At 32.3% G+C, this 12,589-nt stretch carries 12 protein-coding genes; 1 reads left to right on the forward strand and 11 read right to left on the reverse strand.

The genetic code is table 11. The features are described from left to right. Nucleotides 1-5: 5 nt before the first annotated feature. The 9 genes from BUB70_RS10255 to gcvP form a co-directional block, all read right to left on the reverse strand. Nucleotides 6-461 (reverse strand): DUF6428 family protein, encoded by a 456-nt coding sequence (locus tag BUB70_RS10255; RefSeq protein WP_073121205.1) that lies wholly within the window; start codon nt 459-461, stop codon nt 6-8. Between the two features lie 21 nt (nt 462-482). Continuing rightward, nucleotides 483-815, reverse strand: a complete 333-nt coding sequence (locus tag BUB70_RS10260; protein WP_073121220.1) for an ArsR/SmtB family transcription factor — start codon at nt 813-815, stop codon at nt 483-485. Between the two features lie 73 nt (nt 816-888). Beyond that, entirely contained in the window at nt 889-1,455 is a 567-nt protein-coding gene (locus tag BUB70_RS10265; protein ID WP_073121222.1) for a pentapeptide repeat-containing protein, read from the reverse strand. 110 nt (nt 1,456-1,565) lie between these two features. Beyond that, a complete protein-coding gene (locus BUB70_RS10270; RefSeq protein ID WP_073121224.1) occupies nt 1,566-2,015 on the reverse strand; it encodes a NanQ anomerase/TabA/YiaL family protein in 450 nt (149 codons plus the stop codon). Nucleotides 2,016-2,132: 117 nt separating this feature from the next. Further along, complete coding sequence (gene fumC, locus BUB70_RS10275) at nt 2,133-3,530, reverse strand: class II fumarate hydratase (protein WP_073121669.1); 1,398 nt, start codon at nt 3,528-3,530, stop codon at nt 2,133-2,135. 138 nt (nt 3,531-3,668) lie between these two features. After that, entirely contained in the window at nt 3,669-4,676 is a 1,008-nt protein-coding gene (locus BUB70_RS14175; protein WP_073121226.1) for a TlpA family protein disulfide reductase, read from the reverse strand. 155 nt (nt 4,677-4,831) lie between these two features. Further along, nucleotides 4,832-6,481 (reverse strand): pyruvate dehydrogenase complex dihydrolipoamide acetyltransferase, encoded by a 1,650-nt coding sequence (locus tag BUB70_RS10285; RefSeq protein ID WP_073121228.1) that lies wholly within the window; start codon nt 6,479-6,481, stop codon nt 4,832-4,834. Between the two features lie 16 nt (nt 6,482-6,497). Further along, complete coding sequence (pdhA, locus tag BUB70_RS10290; RefSeq protein ID WP_073121232.1) at nt 6,498-7,496, reverse strand: pyruvate dehydrogenase (acetyl-transferring) E1 component subunit alpha; 999 nt, start codon at nt 7,494-7,496, stop codon at nt 6,498-6,500. Nucleotides 7,497-7,868: 372 nt separating this feature from the next. Next, nucleotides 7,869-10,718 carry an aminomethyl-transferring glycine dehydrogenase gene (gene gcvP, locus BUB70_RS10295; RefSeq protein ID WP_073121233.1) on the reverse strand — a complete coding sequence of 950 codons (2,850 nt, stop codon included), beginning with the start codon at nt 10,716-10,718 and terminating at the stop codon, nt 7,869-7,871. Between the two features lie 120 nt (nt 10,719-10,838). On the opposite strand from gcvP, the gene BUB70_RS10300 reads away from it, so the two are divergent. Further along, nucleotides 10,839-11,663 carry a UbiA prenyltransferase family protein gene (locus BUB70_RS10300; protein ID WP_073121234.1) on the forward strand — a complete coding sequence of 275 codons (825 nt, stop codon included), beginning with the start codon at nt 10,839-10,841 and terminating at the stop codon, nt 11,661-11,663. A 46-nt stretch (nt 11,664-11,709) separates the two neighbouring features. Here the strand turns inward: BUB70_RS10300 and BUB70_RS10305 are convergent, their stop codons facing one another. Together BUB70_RS10305 and BUB70_RS10310 are read right to left on the reverse strand one after the other, a co-directional pair. Then, entirely contained in the window at nt 11,710-12,309 is a 600-nt protein-coding gene (locus BUB70_RS10305) for a YceI family protein (RefSeq protein WP_073121235.1), read from the reverse strand. Beyond that, nucleotides 12,306-12,584, reverse strand: a complete 279-nt coding sequence (locus BUB70_RS10310) for an acyl-CoA-binding protein (RefSeq protein WP_073121236.1) — start codon at nt 12,582-12,584, stop codon at nt 12,306-12,308. Before BUB70_RS10310 ends, BUB70_RS10305 begins: the two co-directional genes overlap by 4 nt. Nucleotides 12,585-12,589: the final 5 nt, after the last annotated feature.

Consider the following 12,589-nt stretch of genomic DNA (forward strand, 5'->3'; position numbering starts at 1 on the left):
TAATTTTAGCAACATCCAGAACCTGGAGTACATTTTGATGTTAGATTAGTTAGTTTTATTTTTTCTTTTGGAACTCCGCATTGATCTGGAGCCAAACAGTTGGTTGTTTTGTTAATTAGTAAAAAATCACGACCATTAAAATCTAATCCATATTTACCAATGGTGTTTGATTGATATTCAACTTCTATATCTAAATCTTTTATCTGAAGTACTTTTTCAGAAAGTGCAATAATTTGTAACAGTTTTTCTGGATGTAATCTGTGGTCGTAATCATTAGCCTCCCACAATTGTAAGTTAATTGTGTTTTCTTTTCTTAAAACACCACCACAATCAATAAAATGTTTACTTACTTTTCCAACTTCTGTTACATGAAAATGACTTGGTACTCTTGTCTCATCTGGTAAAACAAATCCAATTGTTTCTAAATTATTTAAGACCGATTTTAATTCTGATAATTTCACTTTTTTTACTTTATAAGGTTGTTAGCAACATTGGTTTTTATGTGGTTTTTTAGTAGAAATAAATTTGTTAAGTATTAATTCCATTTGTTCCCAATTAGAATCATCAATACAATAACAAACTCGAGTCCCATCAATACTCCCTTTGATAAGTCCAATGTTTTTTAATTCTTTTAAATGTTGAGAAATGGTTGCTTGTGCCAGACCTATTTCTTCTACAATATCTCCGCAAACACAAGATTTTGTATCAAATAAATATTCTAAAATAGCAATTCTAGCAGGATGTGCTAATGCTTTAGCCAAAGTAGCAATCATGTTTTGCTCCTTTGTAAATTTCTCGGTTTTACTAATTCCCATAGGATTGTTTTTAGATCGCAATATTACGATTAATAGGGTTGAAAATCTAATAAAAAAGAGATTTAATATAAAATTAATGAATTACAATGTTGTATTTATCTAATAGTCCCTGAATGTTTTCTATAGAAAATATAGCTTTTTTAACATTGTTGTTTTCAGGATCGATGATATAATTTATAGAAGTTTTAAAATTTGCCTTTTCTAAATTGGTACGTTCAAATTTAGCTTTTGAAAAATCACACTCATCAAATAAAGATAGAGATAAATCACATTCTGTAAAATCTACATTTTGTAATTGTGTATTTTTAAAAATAGTTTTCTTTAATTTTTGCTGATAGAAGGAACTGTGATTTAATGAACAATGATAAAATTGAAAAGACAACCCAAAAGGATTACAGGCTTCAAATAGAATTCCAATCATTTTACAATCTTTAAAAATCACTTCTTGTAGTACCGTTTTGTTTAATTTAACATTACTTAGATTACAATCTTTAAACTCACAATTGGTAAACTCTATTCCAGACAAATCGCATTCAGAAAAATTACAATTAATAAAAGTACATTCTTCGTATTCACCAGATTCTATAGGATATTTTGTGTAGTTTTTTTGTTCAAAAAGCTCTTCTTCAAAGTAATTCACTTGACTTATTTTTAAAATGATAAGGGCTAAAAGTAAGGGCTAAAATCGATTATAAAAAATAAAAAAGAGATTAAAATTATTTAATCTCTTTTTTCTAATATCAATAAAGCTTAGTGTACTTTGATTTTTACCACTACTTTTTTTACTTTTTCAGGAGCATCAATATGCACACTTGGCATGTGTAAGTCATCTGGGAAGAAAATCATAAAAGTACCCGTATCAAATTTTACTAGAGATGAAGTCGTATCATAAAAATCTAAATCTTTTTCAGGATCTTCGCTTATTGGTGTTTGATTCGTTAGCGTTGTAACTCCAACGTATTCAGTTCCAGAAATCATGTATTGTAAATCTATATGTGCATGATGTCCTTCGCAATTAGCTTCATCAATGTCTTTGGTAATATATTCCATCACAATGGCAAATACTTTGTCATCATCAATTTCATAAGTTCCAATAGGAGTGTTTGCTAAATCTGTTTGGGTAACATAATCAAAAGCCATGGCAATTCTATCACTTAGTCCACTGTACAATTTGTGATTTTCTAGTTTGTCTATTATCATTTTAGTTTAGTTTTCTTTTTAGCAGAAGCAATATAATTAATTAGTACCATAAAAAGTTGTTTAAAATAAAAAACCGCTACAAAATATGTAGCGGTTTGATAGTAAAGGTAGCTTTTATTATTTTAAAGAACCAATCATGTCTTCAGGTTTTACCCATTCGTCATATTGTTCTGGTGTTACATGTCCTAAACGTACAGCTTCTTCTTTTAAAGTAGTTCCGTTTGCATGAGCAGTGTTTGCAATTTCAGCTGCTTTATAATATCCAATTTTAGTATTCAAAGCAGTTACCAACATCAATGAGTTGTTTAATAACTTTTCTATTACTGGATAATTTGGTTCAATACCTATAGCACAATGTTCTTCAAAAGATACACAAGCATCACCAATTAAACGAGCAGATTCAATTAAATTCTTAGCCATCACAGGTTTAAATACATTTAACTCATAATGACCTTGTAATCCACCAACTCCAATAGCAACATCATTACCCATTACCTGAGCAGCTACCATAGTAATTGCTTCACATTGTGTAGGGTTTACTTTCCCTGGCATGATAGAAGATCCTGGTTCGTTGGCAGGAATGATTAATTCTCCAATACCTGAACGTGGTCCAGAAGCCATTAAACGAATATCGTTTGCTATTTTGTTTAAGGATACTGCAATTTGTTTTAAAGCTCCATGTGTTTCTACAAAAGCATCATGAGCAGCCAAAGCTTCAAATTTATTTTCAGCAGTTATAAAAGGCAATCCTGTAAATTCAGCAATTTTTTTTGCCACCAATACATCATAACCTTTAGGTGTATTTAATCCTGTACCCACAGCAGTTCCTCCTAAAGCCAATTCAGCCAAATGGGCTAAAGTATTTTTTAAAGCTTTTAAACCATGGTTTAGTTGAGAAACATAACCAGAAAATTCCTGACCTATTGTTAATGGAGTTGCATCCATTAAGTGTGTTCTACCAATTTTAACTACATCTTTAAATGCTTCTGATTTTGCTTGTAAAGTATCGCGTAATTTTTCAACACCTGGAATGGTATTTTCTACAATAATTTTATAGGCGGCAATGTGCATTCCTGTAGGAAATGTATCGTTTGATGATTGAGATTTGTTTACATCATCATTAGGTTGAATTGCTTTCTCTCCTTCTCCAATTACTCCACCAGCCAATTCTTGAGCACGGTTTGCAATTACTTCATTAGCGTTCATGTTCGATTGTGTACCAGAACCTGTTTGCCAAACAACCAATGGGAATTGATCATCTAATTTTCCCGCTAAGATTTCATCACATACAGCAGAAATTAAATCTCTTTTACTTTCTGCCAATACTCCTAAATCACAGTTGGCATGTGCAGCAGCTTTCTTTAAATAAGCAAAACCATAAACAATTTCTAAAGGCATGCTTCCTGCAGGACCAATTTTAAAGTTGTTTCTAGATCTTTCTGTTTGTGCTCCCCAATACTTGTCAGCAGGTACTTGTACCTCACCCATAGTATCTTTTTCTATACGATATTTCATTGGATTTTTATTTAATTCTCTTAGCATTCAAAGATAAGCCGATTGCTTTTTTATTTAAAAATTTGTGACTAAAACTTGTTTGATTTCTATAACATTACACAGATTTTTGTAATTGTTATACTATTTTAACAGTTTGATTTATGGTAGACTTTTTAACAAATCATTTATTTGGTTACTAGAAGGTCTTGGGGCGTTTGCAGAGATGATTTTCCCTTCGGTATCTAACAAGATAAAACGTGGAATACCAGTAACATTATAAGCCGATGTAAATTCTTGATCTCCATTAGCGAATAATTGAATTCCACCCATTTCCTTTTCTTGAATCATTTTTTTCCAAGCTTCTTTTGCATTTTTGTTATCCACAGAAATACTTACAAACTTGATGTTTTTTTTATGAAACTTTTCTTCTAATTTTTTTAGATATGGAATTTCAACTTTACATGGTCCACACCAAGTTGCCCAAACATCAATGTAAACATAATTACCACGTAAATCTTTTAAAGAAGTTTTTCCTCCCTTATAATTTTCGTAATCGTTAAACTCTGGAGATTGATCTCCTTTTTTTAATTGTTCAACACCATTAATTGCGTTGTATTGTTGTTCTAAGTTCTTAACAAAAAAATCTAAATTTTCTTTTTCTGTTTTGATGATGTAAGGATTGATATCAGCATATCCCTTAAATAAGGATTCAATATTCCCAACCATATTTAATTTAAAATCTTTAAAAGCATCAGGCTCTAAATTGTTGATGCTGTCAATTTTTTCAAATATTTCTTGTGTATAAATTTCTCTTTTATTTAAATAGTCATTAGCTCTTTTACCATGACCTGAATAAGTTAAAGAATTATCATAATCTTTGGCATCTAGATTGATTTTTAACTGAGTCTCTTTATCTAAAAAAAGTGTTTTTTGAAACTGTCCAATTTTAATAAAACAAAATTTACCATCTACATTAATGGTGTCTTTAAAACTTCCGTTTTCGATTTTAATTTTTTTAACCTGTGAAGGGGTTCTTAAAAGAACTTCAGTTACTTCTTTTGGTAGGTTTTTAATTTCTCCAGAGATGCTAGATTGTTTAGGGGTGTTGTTACAAGCAATGACTAGTAAGGCAATACTAGCTATAAAAAATCTTTTTAAATGGTTCATGTTTTTAAGGTTCTGTTAAAATCTATTTTCACAAAGAATAGCATATATCAAGCCAAGCCTTGCTAAAATTATATAAGTTTTAAAAAAATCTAAGATATAAAAAAACACCTTTGTATTTAAACAAAGGTGTTTTAAGAAATATATTTGTTTATTGCTTATGCAATCATGGTTACAGGGTTTTCAATATACTGTTTTAAAGTATTTAAGAAAGCTGCACCAACTGCACCATCAATGGTTCTGTGATCACAAGACAATGTTAAATTCATTACGTTACCAACAACAATTTCTCCGTTTTTAACAACAGGTTTTTGTTTGATTCCCCCTACAGATAAAATTGCAGAGTTTGGTTGGTTAATGATAGAAGTAAAGTTATCTACTCCAAACATTCCTAAGTTAGAAACAGTAAAAGTACTTCCAGACATTTCTGCAGGAGTTAACTTTTTGTTTTTAGCTTTAATGGCTAAGTCTTTTACTTCAGCACCAATTTGAGTTAAACTCTTAGTGTCTGTAAAAGGAATTACAGGAACTACTAATCCGTCTTCAATAGCAACTGCTACACCAACAGAAATATGTTCGTTGTAAATGGTTTTTTCTACAGTCCACTCAGTATTGATTTGTGGGTGTTTTCTCAATGCCATTGCACTTGCTTTTACCACTAAGTCATTAAATGAAACTTTAGTATCTGGCAATTGATTAATCATTGCTCTAGAGGCCATGGCATTGTCCATGTCCACATCCATACTAATGGTAAAGTTTACGTTTTCAGTTTGAGATTTGTCTAAAGCTCTAGCAATTGCTTTACGCATGTTAGAGTTTTTCTCTTCTCTTTGAGAAACTTCACCAGCAGGAGCAGCAGCAACAGTCTTAGTAGCAGGAGCAGCAGTTTCTACAGCAGGAGTATAGTTTTCAATATCTACTTTTACAATTCTTCCACCTTCACCAGTACCTACAACTTTTGCCAAGTTAATTCCTTTTTCTTCAGCCAAAGCTTTTGCTAAAGGAGAAGCAATAATTCTACCATTTTCAGAATTGATTGCGCTTACTTTTTTAGTAGCAGTTGGTGTTGTAGTCTTTGGAGCTTCTGTTTTGGCAGGAGCAGGAGTGTCAGTTTTAGGAGCTTCGCTAGCAGGAGCTGGTTTAGCTGCAGCAGGAGCATTAGCTTTTCCAAAATTTTCAGCGACACCAGAAACATCAGTTCCAGCTTCACCAATAATAGCTAATAAACTATCTACAGGAGCGGTTTCTCCTTCTTGTAAACCAATGTACAATAAAGTTCCTTCATTAAAAGATTCGAACTCCATAGTCGCTTTGTCAGTTTCAATTTCAGCAAGAATATCTCCTTCTTCAACTTTGTCTCCAACTTTCTTTAACCAAGAAGCAACAGTACCGTCAGTCATTGTATCACTTAAACGTGGCATAGTAACTACAGTTACTCCATCAGGAATAGCCACTTCTTCACTAGCAGGTGCTTCTTCAGTTTCAGCAGCAGGAGCTGCTTCTTCTGTTTTTGGAGCTTCAGCAGCTGGTTCAGCAGAACCACCACTTAACAATCCAGAAATGTCTTCACCTTCTTCACCAATAATTGCTAATAAACTATCTACAGGTGCAGTTTCTCCAGCTTCTAAACCAATATGTAATAAAACACCTTCGTTAAAAGATTCGAATTCCATAGTAGCTTTATCAGTTTCGATTTCTGCTAAAATGTCACCTTCTTCAATTTTGTCTCCAACTTTTTTAAGCCATTGAGCTACGGTTCCTTCCGTCATCGTATCACTCAATCTAGGCATATTAACTATAGTAGCCATAATTTATTGTATGGGATTATTTATGTTTAACAAATGGGTAGTTTTCTTGCTCATATACCATATCGTATAATTGTTGCTTGTCTGGATATGGAGATTCTTCTGCAAATTTCTCACATTCAGCTACCTTGTTCTTAACGTCCTTGTCAATTTGTTTAATTTCTTCGTCAGTTAAGTATTTTTCTTCTTTGATAATATCTAATACTTGTGTAATAGGATCAATTTTTTTGTATTCTTCAACTTCTTCCTTGGTACGGTAGTGTTGAGCATCCGACATAGAATGACCTCTATAACGGTACGTTTTCATTTCTAAGAAAGTTGGTCCATCACCTCTACGAGCTCTTTCCATTGCTTCGTCCATTGCTTCTGCTACTTTAATAGGATTCATAGCGTCAACAGGTCCACAAGGCATTTCGTATCCTAAACCTAATTTCCAAATATCTTGGTGGTTTGCAGTACGTTCTACTGAAGTTCCCATTGCATATCCATTGTTCTCTACAATAAATACTACGGGTAATTTCCATAACATTGCCATGTTAAAGGTTTCATGTAAGGAACCTTGACGAGCAGCACCATCACCAAAACAACAAATAGTAACACCACCTGTATTGTGGTATTTATCACCAAAGGCCATACCTGCTCCTAATGGAATTTGTCCACCTACAATACCATGTCCTCCATAAAAACCATGTTCTTTAGAGAAAATATGCATAGAACCTCCCATACCATGAGAAGTACCTGTAGATTTTCCGTACAATTCAGCCATTACTCTTTTAGGATCAACTCCCATACCAATCGGTTGTACGTGGTTACGGTAAGCAGTAATCATCTTGTCTTTACCTCCTAATTCCATAACATGTAAACATCCTGCTAAAATAGCTTCCTGACCGTTGTACAAGTGCAAGAATCCTCTAACTTTTTGTTGGATGTAGACTGCAGCTAGTTTGTCTTCAAACTTTCTCCAGAAAAGCATGTCCTTATACCAGTTGATATAGGTTTCTTTGGTGATTTCTTTCATGATTTGTTTTAAATTTATAATAAATGATTTACGGATTTATGTGTAAATCAAACTTTATATTTATAGAATAGGAGCAAAAATAAGACATTATAGGTAAGTAATAAACATCTAGAATCACTTTTTTAATGCCTGTTTCATAAGATTTTACACTGATTTTAAAAACATTAGGTTGAATTTCGTGGGAGGTGTAAAATGGTTTTTTATTAACTATTTGTTTTTTAGTTTTTTAGGTGTGTTTTTTGATGTTTTTTTAGCTTTTGAATATCGGTAAAATAAATTTTGTTTTTTTTCAAAAAAAATACATTCTAAATAAAAATCTCAATCCATTTAAATGGATTGAGATTTTATGATTTTAATTTTTGGATATGTTGTTTATGCTTCAATATAGCTTTCAATCGGCTCACAAGAACAAACTAAGTTTCTATCACCATATGCATCATCTACTCTACGAACAGTAGGCCAGAATTTATTATCAGAAATATTTTCTAATGGATAAGCAGCTTTTTGTCTAGAGTAACTAAAATTCCATTCATCCCCTGTTAACATTTGCAGCGTATGAGGAGCATTCTTTAATACCGAATTTTCATCATGAATTTCTTGTTCATCAATTTCAGCTTTGATGCTTAACAAAGCATTGATAAAAGTATCTAATTCTTCTTTGTTTTCACTTTCCGTTGGTTCAATCATTAAAGTTCCAGCAACAGGGAAAGATACGGTTGGAGCATGGAAACCATAATCCATCAAACGTTTCGCCACATCAACAACTTCAATTCCTTTGGCTTTAAAAGTTCTAAAATCAACAATCATTTCATGAGCACAGAATCCGTTTTCACCAGAATATAAAATAGAATATTCAGACTCTAATTTTGTTTTGATGTAATTGGCATTTAAAATAGCATTTTGTGTTGCTGATTTTAATCCTTTTGCTCCTAACATTTTAATGTATCCATAAGAAATCAAACATACCAATGCAGATCCCCATGGAGCAGATGATACTGCTTTGATAGCATTTTTACCTCCTGTTTTTACTACTGGATTTGATGGCAAGAAAGGTGCAAGGTGTTCTACCACACAAATTGGTCCAACTCCTGGTCCACCACCTCCGTGAGGAATGGCGAATGTTTTGTGTAGGTTTAAATGACAAACATCAGCACCAATGGTAGCAGGATTTGTTAATCCTACTTGAGCATTCATGTTGGCACCATCCATATAAACTTGTCCACCATTGTCATGAATTAATTGTGTAATTTCTTTAATTCCACTTTCAAAAACTCCGTGAGTAGATGGATAAGTAACCATTAAACAAGATAGGTTGTCTTTATGTAAAATGGCTTTTTCTTTTAAATCTTCAAAATCAATATTTCCTTCTTCTGTAGCTTTGGTAACCACTACTTTCATTCCTGCCATAACAGCAGAAGCGGGGTTGGTACCGTGAGCAGAAGATGGAATTAAACAAATGTGTCTGTGGTGATCTCCTCTAGATTCGTGATATGCTTTAATGGCTAATAATCCGGCATATTCTCCCTGTGCACCAGAGTTTGGTTGTAATGATGTTGCATAAAATCCAGTGATTTCATTCAAATCATTTTCTAATCCTTTTAAAACTTCTTGATATCCTTGAGCTTGATCAACAGGTACAAATGGGTGAATGTTTCCCCAGTTTGGCCAACTTAAAGGTAACATTTCTGAAGCTGCATTTAATTTCATGGTACAAGAACCTAAAGAAATCATAGAATGATTTAATGATAAATCTTTACGCTCTAACTTTTTGATGTAACGCATCATTGCTGTTTCAGAATGATGAGTATTAAATACAGGATTGGTTAAATAATCAGAAGTTCTTTTAAATTCAGGTTTTACATCCACTTCTTTTAATTCGTGAATTTCAGTAAAGTTTTTACCAGTAGCTTTGGCTAAAATTCTAACAATTTCATTAATGTCTTCCAAATTGGTAGTTTCATTAATGGCAATAGTTACAGAAGTTTCTGAATTGTATAAAAAGTTAACTTGTAATAATTCTGCAATTTCTTTTATTTTACTTGCAGAAGGAACAGTAATGTTTAAAGTATCAAAAAACACCTTGTTCACTTGTTCAAAACCTAAATTTTTTAAGGTGCTGTGTAAGGTATAGGTATGGTTTAATATTTTATTGGCAATGTATTTTAATCCTTTTGGACCATGAAAAACAGAATACATACCAGCCATTACCGCTAACAATACTTGAGCAGTACAAATGTTAGAAGTAGCTTTTTCTCTTTTAATGTGTTGTTCACGGGTTTGCAAAGCCATGCGCAATGCACGGTTTCCATCAACATCTTTGGTTACACCAATAATTCTACCTGGTAAAGATCTTTTGTATTCTTCTTTGGTAGCAAAATATGCAGCATGAGGTCCACCATATCCCATAGGAATTCCAAAACGTTGTGTAGTTCCCACTACAACATCTGCTCCCCATTCCCCAGGAGGAGTTAATAAAGTTAAACTTAATAAGTCAGCAGCAACTGCTATTCTTGCTTCTGTTTCGTTAGCTTTTTTAACAAAATCAGTATAATCAACTACTTTTCCATTTTTTCCAGGATATTGAACCAAACCTCCAAAAACATTTTCTGAAAACTCAAAAGTTTCATGGTTTCCAATCACCAAATCAATGTGTAAAGGAGTGGCTCTAGAGGTTAAAACATCAATGGTTTGAGGTAATACATTCTCTGAAACAAAAAATTGTAAAGCATCTTTTTTCTTTTGATTTCTACTTCTAGTATTAAAAAGTAAAATCATGGCTTCAGCAGCAGCAGTTCCCTCATCTAATAAAGAAGCATTGGCTATTTCCATTCCGGTTAAATCCGTTACCATGGTTTGGAAATTTAACAAAGCTTCCAATCTACCTTGTGCAATTTCTGCTTGGTAAGGTGTATAAGCAGTGTACCATCCCGGATTTTCTAAAATGTTACGCTGAATTACACCAGGAGTAATGGTAGGGTGGTAGCCTAGTCCAATATAGTTTTTAAATAATTTATTTTTTACAGATAGTTTTTGAATATGATCCATGTATTCATGTTCACTCAAAGCAGGTGCTAACTGTAATTCATTTTGTAAAAGAATATCTTTTGGAACTGTTTTTTCAATCAACTCTTCAATAGAATTTACATTGATAGCTTTAAGCATTTCAGCTTGTTCCTCTTGATTAGAACCTATGTGTCTTTGCGCAAAAACATCTGTTTTCATAAACGAAAAAATAATTATTTTGAAGCCACAAAAATACGGATAATAAAAGTTTTATTTTTGTTCTATTGTCAAATGTTTTAACCAATTTTGATAGTTATTGTTGATAAGTATAAATAAACGATGAAATTTTTAAAGGCCCTTTTTCAGTTTTATGTCTATAGCAATTTGCATGTGTCTATTGCAGTGGCTTGTTTGGTGATGAGTGTTGGTTTTTTGTTTGGGGTAGAAGTAAGTCACGAAGCATTGTTGTTAATGTGTGCTACTTTTGTTTCTTATCATTTAATTAGATTTTTAAATAGATATAAATACGGGAAAAAGCATTTGTTAGATGTATTCAGTAACCAATATAAAGCTCTCATTTATATAATGATTAGCGCTGCAATGGTTGTTGGACTGTATGAGTTATTGCAGTTAGAAATAATTCAGTTCTTACATTTATTCCCTTTTGTAATTCTGACATTGTTATATGCTTATAGTTTTATAGGTAAAAATGGAATTAGACATTCTATTCGTTTTATTCCTGGAATAAAAATATTTGTGATTGCTTTTGTTTGGGCAGGAACAGTAGTCTTTTTTCCGGTAACTTCATTTGTTCCTTTTGACGTTAATCACGTAATATATTTTTTAGGATTGATGTTCTTTGTGGTGGTGTTAACGATTCCTTTTGATATTAGAGATTTGGCTTTTGATGAAAAAAGCATTAGAACTTTGCCTATGCTTTTAGGAGTAAAAGGAGTAAAAGTTTTGGGCGTTTTTTTATTACTACTTTCTTTATTAATACATTGGTATGTTTTTGGGAATGATGGATTTTATCAATTTTTAATCACCTCTTTAGTTTTAGTTTTTTTATTATTTTTTGCTAAAGAAGAACAATCTAAATATTACGCTTCTTTTTGGGTAGAAGGAATTCCGATATTATATTATTTACTTCTATTATACGCATAAAAAAAGCACCTAATTAGGTGCTTTTTTTATGTATGTTTTTTTGAGTTTAGAAATTTAAGACTGCATCTAAATCTACAGTATCCCAAGTTTTACTAATTCCATCTTCACCAGTGTGTAATAATTCACAGGCTTTGTGTAAAGACTCTAATGCCTTTTGAGCATGCCATGTGTTTAAATCTAAGGTAGCTTTTAAGTAAGCTGTTTTTCCTTGAATATCTAATGTAAATGGTAAATCGTGGGTTTCATTATTCATGGTTAAAGAAATAACTCCTCCATCTTTTGATGTTTTGGTTACTGTACCAGAAAGCATCTCTGTATTATCCATCACCCCAAAAAATAATGTTTTAAGTTTGGTGTCCCTAGAGTCATCATTACTAAAAATACTGCTAACAGGAATAGAAAATTCAACTCCATCTAAAGCTTCTTCAATTGATTCAGCTGCTTGATTATTAGAGATATTTACCGTTTGCATTTGTCCATTCACTCCTTTTTTACTAGTGAATTTATAACCTATCCAATTTACAATAGCTGTTTCAGCATCTAATTGGTAGGTTGGTACTTCAGCTTTTTTTTCGTTTTCTTTTTTTGATGGTTTACATGCTGCAAGTGTTGCAACAGCCAATAAAATAAGTGCTACTTTTTTCATGATATCTTTTGATTTGTATATTTTTCTACGAGTTTAATATATTCTTTTTGAGCTTGTTTAGGGGAAATACCTCTTAACTGCATCCAAGCATTATATTTAAATGAGCTCCTTAAATCTTGATCTTGATTTGCATTAAAGCTAAAATCATCACCTTTGGTCGCTTGTTTGTAGTATGCGTAGAATTCTAACATAATATCCGGCGGAAGTGTTTCCATTTCTAACGCCAATTTAACCGCTTTGTTAAAGCGTTCTTTTAATAAAGAATCATTACTCATAAATT

The sequence above is a fragment of the Wenyingzhuangia marina genome, from assembly GCF_900130035.1.
GTDB classification, from domain to species: Bacteria; Bacteroidota; Bacteroidia; order Flavobacteriales; family Flavobacteriaceae; genus Wenyingzhuangia; species Wenyingzhuangia marina.

Coding starts and splice junctions, on each gene's coding strand:
- BUB70_RS10300 (WP_073121234.1), top strand. CDS start 10,839: ATGAAATTTTTAAAGGCCCTTTTTCAGTTTTATGTCTATAGCAATTTG.
- BUB70_RS10260 (WP_073121220.1), bottom strand. CDS start 815: ATGGGAATTAGTAAAACCGAGAAATTTACAAAGGAGCAAAACATGATT.
- BUB70_RS10285 (WP_073121228.1), bottom strand. CDS start 6,481: ATGGCTACTATAGTTAATATGCCTAGATTGAGTGATACGATGACGGAA.
- BUB70_RS10270 (WP_073121224.1), bottom strand. CDS start 2,015: ATGATAATAGACAAACTAGAAAATCACAAATTGTACAGTGGACTAAGT.
- gcvP (WP_073121233.1), bottom strand. CDS start 10,718: ATGAAAACAGATGTTTTTGCGCAAAGACACATAGGTTCTAATCAAGAG.
- BUB70_RS14175 (WP_073121226.1), bottom strand. CDS start 4,676: ATGAACCATTTAAAAAGATTTTTTATAGCTAGTATTGCCTTACTAGTC.
- BUB70_RS10310 (WP_073121236.1), bottom strand. CDS start 12,584: ATGAGTAATGATTCTTTATTAAAAGAACGCTTTAACAAAGCGGTTAAA.
- fumC (WP_073121669.1), bottom strand. CDS start 3,530: ATGAAATATCGTATAGAAAAAGATACTATGGGTGAGGTACAAGTACCT.
- pdhA (WP_073121232.1), bottom strand. CDS start 7,496: ATGAAAGAAATCACCAAAGAAACCTATATCAACTGGTATAAGGACATG.
- BUB70_RS10305 (WP_073121235.1), bottom strand. CDS start 12,309: ATGAAAAAAGTAGCACTTATTTTATTGGCTGTTGCAACACTTGCAGCA.